The sequence below is a fragment of the Citrobacter sp. wls827 genome (genome assembly GCF_005280875.1).
Taxonomy (GTDB): Bacteria; Pseudomonadota; Gammaproteobacteria; order Enterobacterales; family Enterobacteriaceae; genus Citrobacter; species Citrobacter youngae.
On sequence record NZ_SZWR01000021.1, the window covers coordinates 236,548 to 256,773 of the forward strand.

The window sequence follows — 20,226 nt, forward strand, 5'->3', positions numbered from 1 at the left end:
ATTTAGAACTTCAACGACCCCTGCATATACAGCGTGCGCGGCTGGCCGGCGTAAATGCCTTTATTGTTGTCGTCGTAGGAGCGGGTGAAATATTCTTGGTCGAAGATATTTTTCACACCGAACGCCAGGTTCAGGTCTGCCATCTGCGGACCGAAGTCATAGGCTACGCGTGCGCCCCAGAGCATGAAACCTGGGATACGGCCAGTGCTGCCGTCGGCGCTCTCTTTGACGGTGTTGGCGTTATCCGCAAACTGGCTGGACTGGAAATCGCTATTCAGGTTGAAGGTCCAGTTGCCCGGCTTATAGTCCACGCCCAATGTGCCTTTGTGTTTCGGCGAGAACGGCACCTGGTTGCCGTAGGTGTCGCCTTTCTCACGAATCTCGGCGTCCACGTACGCATAGCTTGCGTAGACTGAAACGTTGTCGAGCGTTGGCGTCAGCGTGCCGAGGTCATAGCGGGCCTGGGTTTCCAGCCCGGTATGGCGCGTTTTACCGCGTGCTGTAACGGTGTCGTTGGTCTGGTTGGAGTCGTACTGATTATTAAAGTTAATCAGGAACAACCCCATTTCCGCGGTCAGCGCGCCATCGTCGTATCGGGTGCCGAGCTCCCAGGTTCGCGCTTTTTCCGGTTCCACATTGCCGCTTTGCACAGCCTTGCCAATTTGGCTGTACTGTACGGTGCCGAACGAGCCTTCGGTGTTTGCATAAAGATTCCAGCTGTCAGTCAGGTGATAAAGCACGTTTAGCGCCGGAAGCGGGGCGTTATAGCTCACTTCCTCATGTGTGCCTTTGATGGCGTTGTTCTGGTATGACTCGATATGTTCAAAGCGCATACCCGGAGTGATAGTCCAGTTGCCAATATCGATTTTGTCATCCAGATACCAGGCGTGCGCTTCGGTACCGGAACGGGTGTCGCGATCGTAAGGGCTGGCGCTGGTCGGCAGTTGCCCGCTGCTGGTGGCGGTGTAGTAGCGCATTTCATGCGTCGACTCGCTCACATAGCGGTATCCCACCCCCACTTCGTGCGCGGAAGGGCCCACCATAAAGCTTTGGCTGTAGCGTGGCTCAATGCCGCGTACCCAATAGTTACGCGGTGAAAGCGTGGTGCGTTTGCCCTGTTCCAGGTAGCCGCTGCGCAGGGTTTCGGTGTAGAAGCCCTGAATATTGAATTTATGCTGGCTGTCCGGCTGGAACTGATAGCCAAGGCTTGCCAGCTTGCGACGCCCCCAGAAGCGATCGTTCGGACGCGTAGATTGCCAGCGGTCGGCGTTGTAATCCGCGCGCGACAGGCCACCGGGCATATCGGCTTCACCGTCGTAGTATTGCAGAAGACTATTGAAGGTATGCACGTCGTTCGGCGCATATTTGCTTTTCAGCATCAGGTCATCGATGCGCGTCGCGCTGTGCTCGCGCCAGTCGCTGCCGCGCGTGCCGGAGTAAAGCAGGGCGGTGCCAAAACCGTTATCCGCTGTGCCGCCCACCATCAGGTTGTGCGTCTCTTTTGGATTATTTTGTGAGGACGTTGGGCTGAGCTGGCCTTCCATGCCGGCTTCGATCCCGAAGTCTTGCGGAATGGCGCGGGTGACAAAGTTCACCACGCCGCCCACGCTCTGCGGTCCGTAACGTACGGCACCGCCGCCGCGCACCACATCAATGGCGTCCATATTTCCGAGCGAAACGGGTGCCAGGGAAAGCTGCGGCTGGCCGTAAGGGGCAAACGGCACCGGAATACCGTCCATCAGCACCGTTGAACGGCTGGCAAGGCGCGGGTTCAGGCCGCGAATACCAAAGTTCATCGCCAGATCGTGGCTACCGGTACCGTTGTTTTCCGGGGCGGTAACGCCAGGAATACGATTCAGCACCTCGCGCATGGTCGTCGCGCCGGTTTTGGCGAAATCCTCACGGCGGATAACGTCACGCGCGCCGGCATGTTCGAATACGTCGTTTTCGCGCGCATCGCCCAGCCAGTCGCCCACAACCGTGAGCGCATCTTCCTGTGGTGCTGGAACGTGTTCGAGCGTCCAGCTGTTATTCCCTAACGGCTTCACCTGCAGGCCACTGCCCAGGAGCAACTGCTGCAAACCACTCTCAACATCGTAATCGCCGTGCAAACCGTTGCTGTGCTTGCCGCGCGTCAGGCTGGCATCAACAGACAGGGTAATTCCGCTGTGTGCGGCATATTGGTTTAGCGCTTTATCGAGTGAGCCTGGTGCAATATCAACCTGCGCTGCGAAAGCGGATAACGAGAGCCCAGCCAGCGGCAGCAGGCTCAGGCGAATGGCGTTAACCAAAGGTGTTGTTTTGCTAAAAACGCGTAAAGGCGTCATACCTTCTCCATCATCATTTTTGTTGTGTTCAGCTATGAGTCGAATGAGAAGGGGAAAAAGGACAATGAAAATGAGAATTATTTTTCTTACAGTGCCGAAATATTTACCCAGTATCGCGTAACAGTCTGAATTTTAACTGGAAGTGTCTGGGCAATAACATCCAGAATCGCATCGGTATTTTTCAGCGGGAACGTGCCACTCAGGCGCAGCCCGGCCACTGCCGGATCGCAACGCAGCACGCCGTTGCGATAACGGCCCAGTGTGGCAATGACCTCACCCAGCGGTTTATCGCTGAAACTCAGAACACCCTGGGTCCAGGTTGCGCTTTCATCATCCGATGTGGTGATTTCAGCAAATTCAGACGCGCTAAACTGCAGGCTCTCGCCAACGTTGACGATACGTTTTTCCTGCAGATGATTTGCCAGGCGGACTTCAACAGCGTGCTGCTGTACGGCTACGCGCGTGATGTTATCGTGCTGAAAGACGGTAAATTCTGTGCCTAACGCGGTGAGGTGACCCTGGCGTGTCATCACACGGAAAGGCCTCTGCTGCGCATCTTTTGCGGTGGTAATCGCAATTTCGCCATACCAGAGGTGGACAGCGCGCTGATGCGTATCAAAACGAACATCAGCGGCGCTTTGTGTGTTGAGCGTCAGCAGTGAGCCATCCTCCAGCCGCTGATGGCTGACCACGCCTTTAGCGGTGCGGTAGTCGGCACGTAGACCTTCTCCGGCCTCAGATTGCCAGAGCTGCCAGCCGCTACCCACGCCAAGCAGTAGCAACAACCCTTTCATGACGTGACGACGAGTTAGGCGCGTATCGTGCAGCGCCCGGCTGGCGACATCGCCCGGAACGCTGCTGAGCTGGCTGCGCAGGTTTTCAACCTGTTGCCATGCCCACTGATTGTCCTGGTCCTGTTCATACCATTGTTGCCAGCGAGCTTCCTGCTGTGGGCTGACACGCTCGCCGCTCAATACCGCATACCAGTGTGATGCCGAGCGCAAAGCCTGACGGCGAGAATCGGTGATAGAAGCGTTCACAGGCCGTGCTCCAGACGAAACAGCAGACAATGTTCGATAGCCTTTGCCACATACTTTTTCACCGAGCTGACGGAGACGCCGAGCTTAAGCGCGATCTCGCTGTATTTGAGCCCCTCCAGTTGCGAAAGCAAAAACGCTTCGCGTGTGTTTCCGTTCAGGCCGTCAAGCATGCTGTCGATGAGTTGCAGGGTTTCGAGCTGGCTCTCACGTTCCTCGGGCGAAGGCGCGAGATTTTCCGGCATCAGCGCCAGCATCTCCAGATAGGCTTTTTCCAGCGCGTTTCGGCGAAACAGGTCGACCATTACCCGTTTGGCGATAGTGCACAGGAAGGAACGAGGGTCGCGGACAGTCTTGAGCGAGTCACTGCCCATTACCCGTAAAAATGTGTCCTGGGCAATATCATCAGCATCAAAGGCAGACTGGAGCTTGCGCGTCAGCCAGCTTTTCAGCCAGCCGTGATGTGTGCCATAAAGCGACTCGAACGTGAAGCAAGCGGTAGTAGTGGCGCGGTCAGACATGCGGATTGCATCAAAAGTTAATTATCACGCGGCTACATTAACATGAGAATGGTTATCATTACAATTGGAAATGAAATGAGATAAAAATGACATTTTAAAGGGGTTATGATTTTGGCATTAATAGCATCCCTTATTGCCCGCGCTTGCGCTCCCCATCTTTCCTGAGAGTCATAGATCCCATTGGCGATGGTTTAATTGCCTGCACGTTCGCAGGCAATAGCACAATAAAATTACGCCAACGGGATGTCTTCAAGGCGGAAATAAACGGTGAGTCCATGCTTATGTGCGACATCGATGTCCATATCAGCACCTTTAGAAGCGCCTTTAATACGGTAAATCGCATCACATTTGGTGATAAGTCGATGGGCAACAGGGTAGATCATAGATTCGCCGATTTCATCGTCAATAGCCGTAGAACCGGCAGCTTTTGCCAGTGGTAGTGCCAGCCATTCGCCAATTACAGGAATGTGTCCTCTTTGATATATCGCTAACGCTGCATCTTCCAGGCGAGCAAGATTCGCATCGATAAGATTTTGTTTTCCATCCGTACCGCTACGGTAGGGGCCAGCAATGAGAATAAGTTGTTTCACAAAGAGAACCTCATAGAATGTTTTTCAGCGCGACGTGGTAAAGCAACATAATGGTTTTGCCATCGACGATAAGACCACTTTCAATTGCGGCAAGTGCGCTTGCAAGCGGCCACTCAAGCACTTCGATATCTTCTCCTTCAGCCGCAATTCCACCACCGGCACTTGTCTTGTCGGCAGCATCATATTCCGCGATGTAAAAATAGAGCTTCTCCGTGACCGAGCCTGGGCTCATGTACGCCTCGAAAACCTTCTGTACGCTGGATACACGAAAACCGGTTTCTTCTTCAACTTCGGCTTTGATCCGTTTTTCAGGAGCCATGTTGTCAAGAAGACCTGCTGCTGTTTCAATGAGATAGCCATCGTGACCATTTATAAATACCGGAAAACGAAACTGACGAGTTAAGATCACTGTTTTCCTGTCACGGTTATAGAGCAGAATCGTGGCTCCGTTGCCGCGATCGTAAACTTCACGACTTTGGCGCTGCCAATCACCGTTTCTTCGTTGAATATCAAAAGTGTATTTTTTTAAACAATACCAGTCATCGGATAATGTTAGGTTATCGACGATGCGTATTTCTGCACGCTTAGGTTGCATGAAGACTCCTTGATCCGTAGAGTTGATATCATAATCAGCATTATCGTGCAAATACAAGTATAAACATGCATAAACAGGAACGGTCACATGCTCGCTCATCAACGTAAACACCTTATTCTTGAACAACTGCAGGTTGAAGGGCAGGTCCAATCGAAAAATCTGAGTGATCGATTTGGCGTTTCAGAAGACACCATTCGACGGGATTTACGTGAGCTTGCCGCAGAAGGGCGATTGCAGCGCGTTCATGGTGGTGCTTTGCCATCGTCTTCAGCTGTTGCGACATTTTCCGAGCGTAAATCATTAAAAACAGATGTGAAAATGAAGATCGCGCGCAAAGGCACTGAACTCATTTCTTCGGGACAAGTTGTTATTGTGGATGGCGGCACGACCACATCAGAGCTGATTGCCTGTCTGCCGGACGATCTGCATATTACCGTGGTGACACACAGTCCCAGCATTGCACTGGGGTTGGTCGATAAACCCGAGGTTGACGTTATTTTGATCGGTGGCCGACTGTACAAGCACTCCATTGTCAGTGTAGGGGCGGCCGCTATTGAAGGCATCGGCAATATTCATGCGGATATTTTCTTCATGGGGGTAACGGGTATTCATCCTGAAGCGGGATTAACCACGGGTGATTATGAAGAAGCGTGCATCAAACGTGCATTTTCCGGCAGAGCGGCGGAAACGGTCGTACTGGTGTCGCCGGAGAAGGTCAACGCTGCGTCATCGTTTGTTATCGGTGAGGTAGGGCTAATCAATACTATCGTGGTTGATAGTGAAACCGATGATAATTGGTTAAGGAGTATTGAAGGAAAGGGCATCACCATTATCAAAGCGTGATTCTCTGTTAATCGAACATGAGAAATCGCATAAAAAACAGATACAGCCATGCCAGTACACTCTGGCCGTTCAGCAATTGTCGCAGATAGCCCAGCACTGTAAAAATCACGCTTTCCATCGTTTGTTCGTGAGATGGCACATATTTGTAAAGTCGGAGGGAAAGGGCAATGAATAGGGGATCTTTGGTAAGGATCTTACTGACTATGGCATTAGTTGGGGATGGGGTAGGACTAGCGACCGCTTTGAGCGAGAAGCGGAAGTTCACCCATACCATAAATAATCATATGTCATAAGTGCCTTGAACGGCGCTTATGACAATTAAATGGCTTACAGCTCTCAACTTTCCTCTATATGCACATTAATGGCAGTTCATTCAATTTTTAGTGCTGCGGCAATGTGAGGGCCGAGATTTCTTTAAGTTGCATGTAGTACAGCCAATTGTAAAAATAGTTTGGCGTGAAAAATTTTCTGACTGACTCTATCTGTGAGGGGACTTGTGGAATTTATTGAAAGTGAGGTGTTTGGGAGGGTATTTGCTCCAAACAGTATTTCTCAAATTCTGGAAATTGTTGGCGGTTCGCCTGAGAGACCAAAATCAGAGAGTATTTTCATGTGGCGGGGTCAAGGGGATATTAACTGGGCCATTCATAGCGCTGGTTACAGACGTTTGGCTGGCTCTAATGCCAGCAGGAAGCCTGATGAGCAGGACATGCGTGATTATGAAAGAAGCCTGCTCAGTGAAGCCCGACATCAGGGCTACGGTTTCGAAGCGGGACGTAAACTCAGTGATTTCGAATTGTTGGCGAAGTTGCAACATCACGGTGCCTCGACAAGGCTTATCGATGTGTCAAGAAATATGCTGGTCGCCTTGTGGTTTGCCTGTAACTCAAGGCCTGAAAGCACCGGTATGTTGTTTGGCATTTCTGCCGGGGCAATTTTGGGTCTGGAGGGGGCATATGGATATGAGAACGGTGATTATGTTAAAAACTTCCCTCACACTGTTTCTAAAAATGAGGAAACATTTGATTTCCCAATTGTTTGGCAGCCTCCCGTTGTGACAAAAAGAATTGCAGCTCAGAGTGCGCAATTCATTTACAGCAAAGTGTCACACAATAAGATGGGTAGCCTTATCCTTGACGGGGCAATCAGGCATGACGGTGTTATCGCTCTTGCAATCACCGCGAAAATGAAGAAAAAATTTCTGATGGTACTGGAGCGTACTTTTGATATAAGACTTCTAACTCTGTTTCCAGATTTTGACGGCTTTTGTCGAGCTAACAGTGAGGTATTTAGCCCTCTTAACAATAATCGGTGGTAGAAAATAACGTTTATATCTTTCGATGAAACATCCAGCGAGCCGTTCCCGTTTCCGCTCTTGGAACTGTTACTCGGGTATAGGTTAATCTGTATGTGGCCCAACCAGACTAACTACGGGCTTTTAGATATCTGACGTGCCTTTACTTTCACAATGTCCGCTCCTGGCACCAGGCAGACATTTCAATTGACAATAATACCTAGATTTCAAGTGCAGCAAGGATGATGGTTTCCATTTTCTCCGGGGTAGTGAACGGCGCAAAACGCTTTAGCGGCTTGCCATCGCGTCCGATCAGGAATTTTGTGAAATTCCATTTTATCCGTCCCCCCAGCATGCCGGGCAACTCGTCTTTTAGATAACGGAATACCGGATGCGTAGCGGCACCGTTAACCTCCACTTTTTCAAACATTGGGAAGCTTACACCGTAGTTGATGTGGCAGGTCTGCGCGATTTCGTCGGCGTCGCCGGGTTCCTGCTTACCAAACTGGTTGCAGGGAAAACCAAGCACCACCAGTCCACGAGATGCGTACTTTTTGTACAGTACTTCCAGACCTGCATATTGTGGCGTGAAGCCACAATGGCTGGCGGTATTTACCACCAGAACCAGCTTGCCAGCATAGTCAGCCATAGGGATACGCTGGCCGTCCAGGCTGGTGGCTGTTAGTTGATAAAAGGTGGTCATAGCGAACTCCTCAGAGCAGGACCTGTCAGACATCGGCATAGCCATACAGCATGGTGCTGCCGGGGCAAGTGAGGAGCGGAGGTGAGTCCGCTCGGTTTAGTGCTGCCAGATTCAGTCCCTAATGCTCCAAATCTTCGCGAGTGGGTCCTTGAAAGTAAAGGGTACTAATATGGCAACTACGCGGTTGAGTCAGCACAAAATGAATTGTTTCCCAGACAGAACGCCCATTCATTAGATGTTCTCCCATTCTGGATTGAGTGTCGACAAGAGGATCTAACCCGGTCAATTCAAAATCCGGTGGGTATAACCCGGTTACCCGTATATTTTCTTTGGATAACTGTTCCGACAGTTTAGTTGTAAAACCACTCATCCCGTGTTTACTGGCAAAAAAAGCGGGATGGGCAATTGAATCCGTAAAATTCGGAATGCCGCATACAGATATAATCGAAACAATGTCAGCACTGTCTGAGCGCCTTAATCCTGGAAGCAATGCCTGTGTTAGTAGAATTGAACCTGTCAGGCCTGAGCTGACGGTATTGTAGATTTCTGAGTCCGGTTGTTCGTCTATAGTCCCTGATAACCACTGAGCAGCATTGAGGATTAGAATGTCGATGGACCTGTCTATATCTAAGAGTTGTGAAGCAAACTGAGAAATAGATTCAGGCTGGGTTAAATCACACAGATACCCTTTTGCAACACCACCTTCAGCGGCGATGATGCTGCAGGTTTTGTGAATATCCTCAACCCGCCGGGCAGAAAAATCCACGTTGACGCCTTCTCGAGCCAACCAAACGCACAACGCCTGACCAAATCCTCCGCCGCCGCCGGTGATAACGGCTCTTTTACCTTTCAACATAACGATGCTTCCCTTTCGTGATGAGTTTGTGTCGCTGGATATATAGCATGGTGATACGGGGTCACATCTTCCCGTTAGTGCCATTTACGGCGGGATATAAATAGCGGTTTGCATGCGTTATATCGTTCTCAAAATGGGCTCAACTCAGATTTAAGCAAAATGCACACCGACGGGGGGATGCATGATGGGACGTCAATCAAGATTAAAATACCGACAATCCCAATCCTTGTTTTACTTCTCTTAGCGTTTGCTGTGTGATGTCGTAGGCCTGCGCGCTGCCTTTTTTAAGCATCGCCATCAGCATACCTTTATCCTGAATATAGGTTGCCCGACGCTCACGCATGGGCGCGATGAGTTCTTGCAGGCACATCTCCAGCTCATTTTTGCATGCCCGATCACCCAATCCTCCTTGCTGATAATTCGCTTTCATTTTTGCGACTTTGGCCTTATCCGGGTGAAAAGCATCCAGATAGGTGAACACGACATTACCCTCAATTTGCCCCGGATCGGACACTTTTAGGTGGTTAGGATCAGTGTACATTGCACTGACGGCGCGATGGATAGTCTCTTCACTTGCCGACAGGAGCAGCGTATTACCGAGTGATTTCGACATCTTGGCGTTGCCGTCAATACCTGGAAGACGGCTGGTTTCGCTTAACATAGCTTTACAGTGATGCAGAACGGGGGTCGGTAACAGGCTATTCATCTTATGCACGATTTCATTAGTCTGTTCGATCATCGGCAACTGATCGTCGCCGACGGGCACCAGGCTGGCTTTGAACGCCGTAATATCTGCTGCCTGGCTGATGGGGTAAACCAGGAAACCGACCGGAAGCGAACGGGCGAAACCTTTTTGCGCAATTTCATTTTTGACCGTTGGGTTACGCTCGACGCGAGCCACGGTAACGAGATTCATATACAGCGCGGTGAGTTCGGCAAGGGCAGGTAGTGCTGATTGTAAACAAAGGGTGGTGAGTGAGGGATCAATACCTGCAGCGAGATAATCGGCCAACACTTCGGGTATGTTATTTTGGATCTTTTGTGGATCGCTGCTGTTATCGGTCAGACCTTGCAGGTCTGCGACCAGAACAAACTGCTGATAGTCGTGTTGCAGTATCGCGCGTTGGCGCAGGGAACCGACATAGTGGCCAAGATGCAGTGGCCCAGTAGGGCGGTCGCCGGTAAGGATGATGGATTTGTTGTTCATAGAAGACTCCTTAAGCATAAAACCGAAAGGGGTCTCAAAATGCAAATAACCGCCTTTCGGCGGTTATTTAAAAATGGATAAACACATTCTGACCGCCTTTAAGAAGGCAGCCACCAACGCTTGTGGTTAAAACCGTTGCAATCGTGTTTTATATTCATCGGGTCAACATATCACTACCAGGGGTAGAGGTAAAGTAATGCTCCGCCCGCTCGGGGGGATATTTTAGGAAGTACCCGTCTGGGCTTACGCACCGCTTTTTAGCTCGCTTCCAGCATCCCAAAGCTCACTATACGCGAACGCCCCAGCTCTTTTGCGCGATACAGTGCGACATCCGCAGCACGTAACAGGTTATCGCTCTGGGCGTGCTGCGGGTAGCTGGCGACACCAATAGACACATCAACATGACCGATGTCAGAGACGCCAAAGCTGAGCGTCAACTCGCGTACCCCGTTGTAAATGTCCGTCGCAAAGCGATTGGCCGCTTCTTCATCCATACCGGCAAGCAGAACCAGAAACTCTTCACCACCGTAGCGGAAGGCCATTCCGTGGTCGTGAACAACGCGCTGAATAATTGCTGCGATACTTTTTATCACCCCATCACCAGCCTCATGACCAAATCGGTCGTTGATGTTTTTGAAGTGATCGATATCGATCATCAGGCAACTGATCGGTTCCTGGTTGTGGACAGCCTGACTCATTTGGGTGCGCAGAGTGTCTTCAAGGTGATGGCGATTGCGCAGACCGGTCAGTGGGTCGTAAAGCGCTTTTTCCAGTAATGCATCGCGCAGACGTTGGTTGGCTAATGCCAGTCCAAGTGCCTCGGCCATCAGCTCCAGATAAGCACGGGAAGGGGCGGAATTGTCACTGAGATTCTGGAATGAGAGCAGGCCGATGGCTTCCCCCTGGGCGATCAACGGTACGCACAGGGTATGATCCTGACACGACTCAGGCAGGTGGTAGCAGGCGATATCAGGCTCACCTTGCACGGGAGGATGACTTTGCCCACGGCGCACTGCCCAGCAGTCATCCAGATGGAAAGGGTCTGTTTTGCCTTGCGGCGAAAGCCACTCGGCGGCACAGCGCATGTGCCAGGCTTGCCGATCAAGAATGTAGAGCCGTCCGGCAACGCCAGGGGCAATGTTCGGGGCAAAAAGCTGCGCAACATTGATAACATCGGCAAAGTTTTCGCAGCCCTGTAAACGCTGGGTCATACGAGCCAACAGTTCACGGATCGCCCAGTCGGCGTCCCGCTCTTTCTCCAGCCGCTGCCGCACCAGGCCGTTCTCACGAAAGATGCGAATGGCTTGCGCCATATCGCCAATCTCATCAATCTGATTAAAGTTAGGCGTTTCTACGGCATAATCCTGCGATGCGAGACGGTGAACCACGTCGCTCAGACGCACAACCGGACGCAGTACGCGGCGTTTCAAAATAAAGCCGAGGACAAACAAAAACAGCAGCGCGGTTAAACCGACCATAACTTCGGAGAGCGTACGCAGTATGCGGGAAGTCCTGGTGGCATCGTCAATGCTGTTACGTACACGGTTATCGAGCAACTGCCGGAAATGATCTATCCGCACCTGCGCCCGTTCCAGTTCCTGTTCATAGGCTTTGCCGTAGAGCAGGGCGATTGCCTGTGACGTTTCTCCGCGGGCCATACTGGCGAGCGCGGCTGCTTGCTCTTCCTGCAGCGCATCGACAATTTGTAATCCTTCATGCAGCAGCGCCAGCTCTTCACCTGTCGCGCCGAAGTCTTTTAATTTTGTTAACCGCAGCTCAATCGCTTTTAGTGATGACGCCTTTTGGCGATAGGCATTCAGTGCTTCTGGATCTTTGGCGATCACGTACTCGCGAGCTAAATCTGACAATGACCAGGCATCGAGCTCCACCTCTTCGGTTAGCTGATCAAATTTATACCGCTGCTCTACCACCTGACGTTCAGTATTGTCTGCTCCGGATGCCATCAGCATAACAACGCCGGAGGCAATGGTCAGGCATACCGTCGCACTGTAGGCCCAGTTGGTGATTGTGGCTATTCGCACTTTTTCGTTCCTTCTGCGACGATTAATGAATAAGCATGATTGAAATTATAGGAAACGTATGATTTTGCGTGAAAACAAAAGGCGACCCGCGGTCGCCCCTTGTTATCGTCATGCCATCATAAATCTGGAGGGTTTTTTCCTTCTTCCATGAAGGCTTCATCGATACCTTCTACGTTGCCCTCATGGTCACGTCCGGAGAACAGATTCCAGCTCGCCAAAAACAGTGCAGCGATTAGCGGGCCAATCACAAAGCCATTGATACCGTAAATCTCCATCCCACCGAGGGTGGTAATCAATATCAGGTAGTCCGGCATTTTTGTGTCTTTTCCTACCAGTAGTGGGCGCAGGATATTGTCCACCAGTCCGACAATAATGACGAAGAATCCGACAATAAACAGCCCTTGCCACAGTTGGTGGGTGGCAAAGAGGAAAATAGCCGCCGGGACCCAGACTATCGCCGAGCCAACCGCAGGCACCAGCGAGAGGAATGCCATTAGTGCGCCCCACAAAACGCTGCCGTCGATGTCGACAATGGCGAAAGCAATGCCGCCCAGCGTGCCCTGTACGACAGCGACAACCGCCGTGCCTTTGACTGTCGCCCGCGTGACACCCACGAATTTGGCAAACAAGTGCTGCTTGGCAAAATCAGACAGCGGTAAGGAATCCAGAATCTGACGCACCAGATACGGTCCATCCTTCAACAGGAAAAATAGCAGGTACAGCATGATGCCAAAGCTGATGGCGAAGCCGAAGGTCCCTTTACCAATCAGGAAAGCACTGCCTGCGAGGTACTGTCCGCCCTGCAGCGCAATGTCGGAGAGTTTTTTCTGGATCTGCGCGACATTATCCAGATTGTGTTCTGCGAGGAATCCTCTGGCCCAGTCAGGAAGATAAGAAAGAATAGAACTGACCACTTCCGGAAACTGCGTATCGTTTTGCTGCAACTTGGTGTAAACCACATTCAGTTCGATTGCCAACGATGACAGGATCACCATCAGAGGAATAAAGACAATTAAGCAAATAATACCAATAGTGATTAACGATGCCAGACCGTTACGTTCGCCAAGCGCACTGCGCAGTTTGTTTTTTACCGGATTAAAGATAGTCGTCAGAATTGCGGCCCACAAGATTGCGGAGAAGTAGGGGGACAATACGTCGAAAAACGCCCAGGTCACGAGGGCAAGAATGAAAATGAAGAAACCTTTAGTCAGTCCGTTAAATCGCATTAGTGAATCCTGTAACTGAGAAGCAGTCTCGACTATAGAACTGTTCAGCAGAATTACCAACTGTGGATGTTGATTCCGGCTTAACGCCGCCTTGATGAGCAAACAGTGAACTCAGAGCAAAAAATTGCCGCGTGTTCCTGTCTCCGTAAGGGGTGAGCGAATGATCTATCTACTCGCCGAGAAAGGGGGCAACGTGTCTGGAAAGCCAAAAATTCTCCGTCGTTTACTGTCCACCATGAAGCGAGTTGATTCGCCAGCCGGTTGAAAATTCGTTATGATCTATCCCCACTTTTTAGTCTGGTTGTCTGATGTCTACGATTCTCGATACCTTTGTTGCTCCGCCGTGCCATGACGAAATAGAAATCCTTTACCAGGATGAACATCTGCTGCTTATCAATAAACCCAGTGGGTTGCTGAGTCTGTCGGGGAAAAATCCGCAAAATCTTGATTCGGTTCACTATCGTCTGGTACAGATATACCCGGGCTGCACGCTGGTACATCGGCTTGATTTTGGTACTTCGGGTCTGATGGTCGTTGCACGCAATAAAGCGATCAATGCAGCGCTCTGTCAGCAGTTCAGCCAGCGCGCGGTGACTAAGGTGTACAGCGCATTGTTATGTGGACACCTGAAACAGGATGACGGTGTGATTGATGCCGCCATTGTCAAAGATCCAGCACTGTTTCCGTTGATGTCGATTAGTGCTATTAGCGGTAAACCTGCGCGTTCCCGTTTTCGGGTGATTGAGCGCTTCAATCAGCTACTGAAGGATGGACGGTCACTGCCCCTGACACGGGTGCAACTGATGCCGGAGACCGGACGAACCCATCAGCTACGTCTTCACTGTCAGCATTTGGGTCATCCGATCTGGGGCTGCGATCTTTATGGTGGACGCGAGTGGCCTGGCACGGAGCAGACGTCGCGGCTGATGTTACACGCCAGCGAACTGCGCCTGGTACATCCCATCAGCCATGAACAAATCAACGTCTGCCATGCCAGCCCATTTTAATCCGGCGGCTATTACGGTGTTATCGTGCTGCACGCTGCAGAATGACGGCTGACGGCTGGCGTTGCAGAAAACGCATCCGCAGCATCATCAGCACCGCGGCAGAGGTCAGGCCAATAATAAAGCCCATCCAGAAGCCCGCTGGCCCCATGCGGTCGACGACCAGATCGGTGAGCGCAAGAATATATCCACTTGGCAAACCCAGCACCCAGTACGCCGTGAAGGTGATAAAGAAAATGGAACGCGTATCTTTATAACCACGCAGGATCCCGCTGCCAATAACCTGAATGGAGTCCGAAATCTGGTACACGGCAGCCAGCAACATCAGCTGTGCAGCCAGTGTGACAACTTCAGGATTATTGTTGTAGAGCAGGGCGATGTGCTCGCGCAAAGTGACGGTGAAAATGGCGGTCATCATCGCCATACATACGCCGACACCTAAGCCAGTTCTGGCAGCGGTCTGTGCATCCAACGTTGATCCCTGACCCAGGCGGTATCCCACACGAATGGTGACGGCAGCCGCCAAAGACATCGGCAGGACAAACATTAATGAGCTGAAGTTCAGCGCGATCTGGTGTCCGGCCACGTCGACAATCCCCAGCGGGGAGACCAACAGCGCCACCACGGCAAACAGCGTGACTTCAAAAAATAATGCCAGCGCAATTGGCAAACCCAGCTGTACCAGGCGTTTCATCACCGCGGTGTCAGGTTTCTGGAAGCCACGCTCATTACGGATATCACGCATTGATCGGGCGTGTTTTACGTAAGAAAGCATGGCGGCAAACATCACCCAATACACCGCCGCCGTTGCCACACCGCAGCCTACGCCACCCAGTTCTGGCATACCCAAATGGCCATAGATGAAAACATAGTTAACCGGAATGTTCACCAGCAGGCCGAGAAAACCCATTACCATTGCCGGTTTGGTCTTGGCCAGGCCTTCGCACTGATTACGGGCAACCTGGAAGAACAAATATCCGGGCGCACCCCATAGCAGCGCGCGCAGATATCCCACGGCTTTGTCGGCCAGTGCAGGGTCAATGTTATGCATAGAGCGGATAATGTATCCCGCATTCCAAAGCACAATCATAATCAGAACGGATACGATCCCCGCCAGCCAGAAACCCTGACGTATTTGATGAGCAATACGATCGCGGCGCCCGGAACCGTTAAGTTGCGCAATCACTGGCGTCAGCGCCAGCAACAGCCCGTGACCAAACAGAATTGCGGGTAGCCAGATGGACGTACCGATAGCAACGGCTGCCATGTCCGTCGCGCTATATCCGCCGGCCATCACGGTATCGACGAATCCCATTGCGGTTTGAGCGATTTGCGCAAGAATCACCGGAATTGCCAGAGCTAATAACTGACGCGCTTCACTTACATACTTTTGCACGTGTACACCACTATATTGTTGTTATTTGAGAGACTAAAAAAGCCGCCTTATATGGCAGCAAGGAGAAAATGCAGGGGGAATTTCAGTCTATTGTAGCGAGGAATCCGTATTTCTCCAGTGAAAAAATAGGCGAGAGCGGCGCATTGCTGGCAACCTGATTTTCCACCTGCTATTGTGCACAGCAGAGATGTCTTAATTGAGTTCAGGAGTTACAGGTATGTTTACGGGTATTGTGCAGGGCACCGCGAAACTGGTGTCGATTGATGAAAAACCGAATTTTCGCACACATGTAGTGGAGTTACCTGAATACATGTTGGATGGGCTGGAGACCGGCGCATCGGTAGCACACAACGGCTGTTGTCTGACAGTGACCGAAATTAACGGTAACCAGATAAGCTTCGATCTGATGAAAGAGACGCTGCGAATCACCAATCTGGGTGACCTGAAGGTCGGCGATTTGGTCAACGTTGAGCGCGCAGCAAAATTCAGCGATGAAATTGGCGGACATTTAATGTCAGGCCATATTATGACTACCGCCGAGGTATCGAAAATTCTGACCTCAGAAAACAACCGCCAGGTGTGGTTTAAAGTTCAGGATCCGTTGCTGATGAAATATATCCTGTACAAAGGATTTATCGGTATTGACGGTATTAGCCTGACGGTTGGCGAAGTCACACCGACACGCTTTTGCGTGCATTTGATTCCGGAAACCCTGGAACGTACAACGCTGGGCAAGAAAAAACTGGGTGCGCGAGTCAATATCGAAATCGACCCGCAAACACAGGCTGTTGTTGATACGGTTGAACGTGTATTGGCCGCGCGTGAAAGCGCTATGAGCAACGTTACTGGCGAAGCGGGCGTTTAAGTCGGAATAAAAAGCCCCCGGTAGTTCGGGGGCGATGCTGTCTAACGGGGAACGCGGAGCCCGTGTTCAACGCCACGAGAGAACACAACCTGCCACAGCTGGATGTCGCGCGCGCGAAATGCGCCAGCACACGCATTCAGGTAATAACTGAACATCCGTTTAAAGCGTTCACTATAGTTGGCGGCAATTTCTGGCCAGGCGGTTATGAAACGATCGTGCCAGGCCATCAGGGTAGTATCGTAATCCGCACCAAAGTTATGCCAGTCTTCCATCACGAAATGTGGCTCGCTGGCGTTGGCTATCTGGCGAACTGACGGTAAACAGCCGTTCGGGAAGATATATTTATTGATCCACGGATCAACATTATTGTCGGTTTTTTTAGAGCCGATGGTATGCAGCAAAAAAAGACCGTCTTGCTTTAAATTACGGTCAACAACGTCAAAATAGGTGTTGTAGTTTTTCGGCCCCACATGCTCAAACATACCGACGGAAACGATACGGTCAAACCGGTCATTCAGGTCACGGTAGTCCTGCAGCAAAATCGTGACATCCAGCCCTTCACAGCGCGTCTGCGCCATTTTTTGCTGTTCTGCTGAAATAGTCACGCCAGTCACGCTCACCCCGTATTGTGACGCCATGAACTGGGACAAGCCTCCCCAGCCGCAGCCAATATCGAGAACGCGCATACCTGGTTTCAATTGCAATTTATCGGCAATCATTTTTAGCTTCGCCTGCTGGGCTGATTCCAGGGTATCGGCATCTTTCCAGTAGGCGCAGGAATATTGCATGTAGGGATCAAGCATGCGGCTAAAGAGATCGTTGCCAAGATCGTAGTGTTCTTTGCCAACGACCCACGCACGTTTTTTGGTTTGTAAATTAAACAGACGGGCCGTTGCGATACGTAGCGTATCTCTGAAGTGGCGGGGAAGTTGGCTTTCAAGACCTGCACGCAGGACTTTGCTAAAAAACATATCCAGCCGATCGCATTCCCACCAGCCGTCCATATAACTTTCACCTAAACCCAACGACCCTTCCTGCAACACGCGTTTGAAAAAGTCGGGGTTTTTAACGCGAATATCTGCCGGTGCCGGGCCATTAATAGTAATGCCTGCACGGCTCAATAGCTCATTGGTGATTCGGTACCAGTCATCATCCGGTACGCTGACGTCTTCTATACATGATGAACTCATAGCTTCTCCATCACTGGTCGGTGATCAGAACCTTAAAACAGCGTAGACGCTTTTTTGGGCTTTGTGAGAAATCTCACGGAATTAATCCGCGAATCTATAATCCGACGTAGAACAGAGGAAGGGAGGAACCCTTGCCGAAAAGGCCATCCATGGAAGAACGGGAACCTGCTTGTTCCCGTTACTCTATAAATCTTATCGTTTTATTAACAACCGAAAATCAGTATAGGCCTGAATTTTTGGCTATTCAACCGAAAATTGTTAGCGGGCTAACTAAATGCCCGCAACAATGATTAATGTGACTCACCGTGTGCAACTTGCGCGCTCTCATCCGGCAAGGATGTGTTCTCAGCCTGTGACTGCATTTTGTAACCTAACGCGGCCAGCAACACTGTCGTCAGCATAACGCTGGTGGTCGTGAGCAGCGGCGTGCTGATTAACCACGAAACGACCAGGCTTGCCAGGAAGCATAACCCCAGTTGCAGCGTATTCTGCAACGCAGCGGCGCGCCCTGTTGCCTGAGGGAATGGGCGCAGCGCCTGAGCGACAACGATAGGGTAGATTGCCCCGTTCGCAATGGCCATCACGCAGAATGGGATCAGGATTTCAGCCAACGCAACGTGGTGAATAAAGCCTGTAGCCCACGTGCCGATAACGCTAATGGCGTACAGGATAAGCAACCATGGCAGAAGCTGGCGACCCTGCCATTTTTGCAGTGCCGCGCGGCAGCCGTAACCCCCGATCAAAAATGCAATAGTTTGCGGGACATAGCTCAGACCAATCACAGCCGGGCTATAGCCCATTTCGCTAAGGATAAATGGTGAACCCGTCAGCCATGCGAAGAAACTTGCAGAACATGCTGCGTAAATCAGTACATTTCCACGGTATGCTTTGGAGCGCAGCAGCGTAGCGAACGTCAGTTTATCCTGGCTGTCGTCGCGCGCTTTTGCCGTTGGTTTTAAGCGCAGGGCCGGCAGCATCAGGATCAGGGTAATCGCAAAAAGGGTAGCAAAAATGGCCTGCCAGGAAAAATGTACCAGGATCCAACTGCCTAATAACGGTGCAAGTGCAGGGGATAATCCAACCAGCGGCATAATGGTGGCAAAAATGCGGTTTACTTTTTGTGAAGGATAATAATCGGTAACCAGCGCCTGCCAGATAACCGAAGCCGCACAGACACCAACGGCCTGAATAAAGCGTAGCACCAGTAAGCCGGTGGCGTTTTCTACCCACAACATGCCCAGGCTGCCCAGCGCGAAGATGGATAAGCCCAGCAGCAAAATAGGTTTGCGACCATAGTGGTCAGAGAGTGGCCCCCACAAAAGTTGTGCGACGGCAAATCCCGCTAAGAACAAGCTAAGGCTGGCACTCACGGCAGAGGCGGGCGTCTGTAAATCGGACTGAATAGCCGCAAAGGCGGGCAAATACATATCCGTTGCCAGAAAACCCAGCACGCTAAGACCTGCCAGCCAGACTAAAAACCCTTTTCCCGGTTGCATTATCGTTTCTCTTTTTAGCAATAGAACATTGCCGCTGAGTGTAGTGAGTGTAATTCTCGCTGTGAAACGCTAATATTTGCTTACTGATTTCAAATTTTTTGCAGGCAGAATATGTGGTCGGAATATTCACTTGAGGTGGTTGATGCGGTGGCGCGTAACGGTAGCTTTAGTTCTGCTGCTCAGGAGTTGCACCGCGTACCTTCGGCGGTAAGCTACACAGTGCGTCAACTGGAAGAGTGGCTGGCTGTGCCACTTTTTGAACGTCGTCATCGGGACGTGGAATTAACGCCTGCTGGCGCGTGGTTTTTAAAAGAAGGCCGATCTGTTATCAAAAAAATGCAGATCACCCGTCAGCAATGTCAGCAAATTGCCAACGGCTGGCGCGGGCAGTTGGCGATTGCAGTCGATAACATTGTCCGCCCGGATCGTACCCGCCAGATGATCGTGGATTTCTACCGCCATTTCGATGATGTGGAACTTCTGGTCTTTCAGGAGGTGTTTAACGGCGTCTGGGACGCGCTTTCAGATGGTCGGGTGGAGTTAGCTATCGGAGCAACGCAGGCCATTCCGGTAGGGGGGCGCTATACGTTCCGGGATATGGGAATGCTGAGCTGGAGTTGCGTGGTGGCCAGTCATCATCCGTTGGCGGCAATGCCGGGACCGCTCAGTGACGATACGTTGCGCAACTGGCCATCGCTGGTACGCGAAGACACGTCCCGTACGCTGCCAAAGCGTATTACCTGGCTACTGGACAACCAAAAACGCGTCGTGGTGCCTGACTGGGAATCATCGGCCACCTGCTTGTCAGCCGGACTCTGTGTCGGGATGGTACCGACGCATTTTGCCAAACCGTGGATCGATAGCGGAAAATGGGTGGCGTTACAGCTGGAAAATCCGTTCCCGGATGCCGCATGCTGTCTGACATGGCAACAGAACGATACGTCGCCGGCATTGAGCTGGCTGCTGGACTATTTAGGGGATAGCGAAACGCTGAACAAGGAGTGGCTGCGGGAGCCGGATGAGGCTCCCGCACA

The 20,226-nt window shown here is 51.3% G+C and carries 18 protein-coding genes; 5 read left to right on the forward strand and 13 right to left on the reverse strand.

Going from position 1 to position 20,226, the window contains the following annotated elements:
* Positions 1 to 2: 2 nt before the first annotated feature.
* From fecA to FDX03_RS18300, 5 genes are all read right to left on the reverse strand, one after another.
* Positions 3 to 2,327 carry a TonB-dependent Fe(3+) dicitrate receptor FecA gene (gene fecA / locus FDX03_RS18280; protein WP_115643446.1) on the reverse strand — a complete coding sequence of 775 codons (2,325 nt, stop codon included), beginning with the start codon at positions 2,325 to 2,327 and terminating at the stop codon, positions 3 to 5.
* Positions 2,328 to 2,413: 86 nt separating this feature from the next.
* Positions 2,414 to 3,367, reverse strand: a complete 954-nt coding sequence (gene fecR / locus FDX03_RS18285; protein WP_137346369.1) for a ferric citrate uptake sigma factor regulator FecR — start codon at positions 3,365 to 3,367, stop codon at positions 2,414 to 2,416.
* A complete protein-coding gene (gene fecI, locus FDX03_RS18290) occupies positions 3,364 to 3,885 on the reverse strand; it encodes a ferric citrate uptake sigma factor FecI (RefSeq protein WP_048211780.1) in 522 nt (173 codons plus the stop codon). Before fecI ends, fecR begins: the two co-directional genes overlap by 4 nt.
* Positions 3,886 to 4,115: 230 nt before the next feature.
* Positions 4,116 to 4,475: a DUF4406 domain-containing protein gene (locus tag FDX03_RS18295; RefSeq protein ID WP_137346370.1), complete on the reverse strand. Its 360-nt coding sequence runs from the start codon at positions 4,473 to 4,475 to the stop codon at positions 4,116 to 4,118.
* Positions 4,476 to 4,485: 10 nt separating this feature from the next.
* Positions 4,486 to 5,070, reverse strand: coding sequence for an NUDIX domain-containing protein (locus FDX03_RS18300; RefSeq protein WP_116361228.1), 585 nt, complete (start codon positions 5,068 to 5,070; stop codon positions 4,486 to 4,488).
* Between the two features lie 87 nt (positions 5,071 to 5,157).
* Between FDX03_RS18300 and FDX03_RS18305 the strand changes: the two genes are divergently transcribed.
* Both FDX03_RS18305 and FDX03_RS18310 read left to right on the forward strand, forming a co-directional pair.
* Positions 5,158 to 5,913, forward strand: coding sequence for a DeoR/GlpR family DNA-binding transcription regulator (locus FDX03_RS18305; protein WP_061067844.1), 756 nt, complete (start codon positions 5,158 to 5,160; stop codon positions 5,911 to 5,913).
* 496 nt (positions 5,914 to 6,409) lie between these two features.
* Positions 6,410 to 7,231 (forward strand): FRG domain-containing protein, encoded by an 822-nt coding sequence (locus FDX03_RS18310; RefSeq protein ID WP_137346371.1) that lies wholly within the window; start codon positions 6,410 to 6,412, stop codon positions 7,229 to 7,231.
* A 196-nt stretch (positions 7,232 to 7,427) separates the two neighbouring features.
* Here FDX03_RS18310 and FDX03_RS18315 read toward each other — a convergent pair whose 3' ends face one another.
* The 5 genes from FDX03_RS18315 to FDX03_RS18335 form a co-directional block, all read right to left on the reverse strand.
* The gene (locus FDX03_RS18315; protein WP_115643440.1) at positions 7,428 to 7,910 is read right to left on the reverse strand and encodes a glutathione peroxidase; all 483 of its coding nucleotides are present in this window, start codon (positions 7,908 to 7,910) and stop codon (positions 7,428 to 7,430) included.
* A gap of 118 nt (positions 7,911 to 8,028) precedes the next feature.
* The gene (locus tag FDX03_RS18320; protein WP_115602090.1) at positions 8,029 to 8,766 is read right to left on the reverse strand and encodes an SDR family NAD(P)-dependent oxidoreductase; all 738 of its coding nucleotides are present in this window, start codon (positions 8,764 to 8,766) and stop codon (positions 8,029 to 8,031) included.
* 202 nt (positions 8,767 to 8,968) lie between these two features.
* Positions 8,969 to 9,973, reverse strand: a complete 1,005-nt coding sequence (trpS, locus tag FDX03_RS18325; protein WP_137346372.1) for a tryptophan--tRNA ligase — start codon at positions 9,971 to 9,973, stop codon at positions 8,969 to 8,971.
* A gap of 257 nt (positions 9,974 to 10,230) precedes the next feature.
* The gene (locus tag FDX03_RS18330; RefSeq protein WP_061067850.1) at positions 10,231 to 12,015 is read right to left on the reverse strand and encodes a diguanylate cyclase; all 1,785 of its coding nucleotides are present in this window, start codon (positions 12,013 to 12,015) and stop codon (positions 10,231 to 10,233) included.
* A gap of 116 nt (positions 12,016 to 12,131) precedes the next feature.
* Positions 12,132 to 13,241 carry an AI-2E family transporter gene (locus FDX03_RS18335; protein WP_061067851.1) on the reverse strand — a complete coding sequence of 370 codons (1,110 nt, stop codon included), beginning with the start codon at positions 13,239 to 13,241 and terminating at the stop codon, positions 12,132 to 12,134.
* 308 nt (positions 13,242 to 13,549) lie between these two features.
* On the opposite strand from FDX03_RS18335, the gene FDX03_RS18340 reads away from it, so the two are divergent.
* The gene (locus FDX03_RS18340; protein WP_048211772.1) at positions 13,550 to 14,248 is read left to right on the forward strand and encodes an RluA family pseudouridine synthase; all 699 of its coding nucleotides are present in this window, start codon (positions 13,550 to 13,552) and stop codon (positions 14,246 to 14,248) included.
* A gap of 19 nt (positions 14,249 to 14,267) precedes the next feature.
* Here FDX03_RS18340 and mdtK read toward each other — a convergent pair whose 3' ends face one another.
* Positions 14,268 to 15,641 (reverse strand): multidrug efflux MATE transporter MdtK, encoded by a 1,374-nt coding sequence (gene mdtK / locus FDX03_RS18345; protein WP_048211771.1) that lies wholly within the window; start codon positions 15,639 to 15,641, stop codon positions 14,268 to 14,270.
* A 217-nt stretch (positions 15,642 to 15,858) separates the two neighbouring features.
* On the opposite strand from mdtK, the gene FDX03_RS18350 reads away from it, so the two are divergent.
* Positions 15,859 to 16,506: a riboflavin synthase gene (locus FDX03_RS18350; RefSeq protein ID WP_061067853.1), complete on the forward strand. Its 648-nt coding sequence runs from the start codon at positions 15,859 to 15,861 to the stop codon at positions 16,504 to 16,506.
* A gap of 41 nt (positions 16,507 to 16,547) precedes the next feature.
* Here FDX03_RS18350 and cfa read toward each other — a convergent pair whose 3' ends face one another.
* Positions 16,548 to 17,696 (reverse strand): cyclopropane fatty acyl phospholipid synthase, encoded by a 1,149-nt coding sequence (cfa, locus tag FDX03_RS18355; protein ID WP_137346373.1) that lies wholly within the window; start codon positions 17,694 to 17,696, stop codon positions 16,548 to 16,550.
* Between the two features lie 290 nt (positions 17,697 to 17,986).
* Positions 17,987 to 19,192: a purine nucleoside transporter PunC gene (gene punC, locus FDX03_RS18360; protein ID WP_048211768.1), complete on the reverse strand. Its 1,206-nt coding sequence runs from the start codon at positions 19,190 to 19,192 to the stop codon at positions 17,987 to 17,989.
* Positions 19,193 to 19,303: 111 nt separating this feature from the next.
* Between punC and punR the strand changes: the two genes are divergently transcribed.
* Positions 19,304 to 20,226, forward strand: a 923-nt coding sequence (punR, locus tag FDX03_RS18365) for a DNA-binding transcriptional activator PunR (protein ID WP_249357103.1), incomplete at its 3' end; no start/stop codon positions are given.

Excerpts from the sequence above, each read along its gene's own strand:
- FDX03_RS18335 (WP_061067851.1), bottom strand. The coding sequence starts at position 13,241 with ATGCGATTTAACGGACTGACTAAAGGTTTCTTCATTTTCATTCTTGCC.
- punC (WP_048211768.1), bottom strand. The coding sequence starts at position 19,192 with ATGCAACCGGGAAAAGGGTTTTTAGTCTGGCTGGCAGGTCTTAGCGTG.
- cfa (WP_137346373.1), bottom strand. The coding sequence starts at position 17,696 with ATGAGTTCATCATGTATAGAAGACGTCAGCGTACCGGATGATGACTGG.
- trpS (WP_137346372.1), bottom strand. The coding sequence starts at position 9,973 with ATGAACAACAAATCCATCATCCTTACCGGCGACCGCCCTACTGGGCCA.
- fecA (WP_115643446.1), bottom strand. The coding sequence starts at position 2,327 with ATGACGCCTTTACGCGTTTTTAGCAAAACAACACCTTTGGTTAACGCC.
- FDX03_RS18350 (WP_061067853.1), top strand. The coding sequence starts at position 15,859 with ATGTTTACGGGTATTGTGCAGGGCACCGCGAAACTGGTGTCGATTGAT.
- FDX03_RS18300 (WP_116361228.1), bottom strand. The coding sequence starts at position 5,070 with ATGCAACCTAAGCGTGCAGAAATACGCATCGTCGATAACCTAACATTA.
- FDX03_RS18340 (WP_048211772.1), top strand. The coding sequence starts at position 13,550 with ATGTCTACGATTCTCGATACCTTTGTTGCTCCGCCGTGCCATGACGAA.
- FDX03_RS18305 (WP_061067844.1), top strand. The coding sequence starts at position 5,158 with ATGCTCGCTCATCAACGTAAACACCTTATTCTTGAACAACTGCAGGTT.
- FDX03_RS18315 (WP_115643440.1), bottom strand. The coding sequence starts at position 7,910 with ATGACCACCTTTTATCAACTAACAGCCACCAGCCTGGACGGCCAGCGT.
- fecI (WP_048211780.1), bottom strand. The coding sequence starts at position 3,885 with ATGTCTGACCGCGCCACTACTACCGCTTGCTTCACGTTCGAGTCGCTT.
- FDX03_RS18320 (WP_115602090.1), bottom strand. The coding sequence starts at position 8,766 with ATGTTGAAAGGTAAAAGAGCCGTTATCACCGGCGGCGGCGGAGGATTT.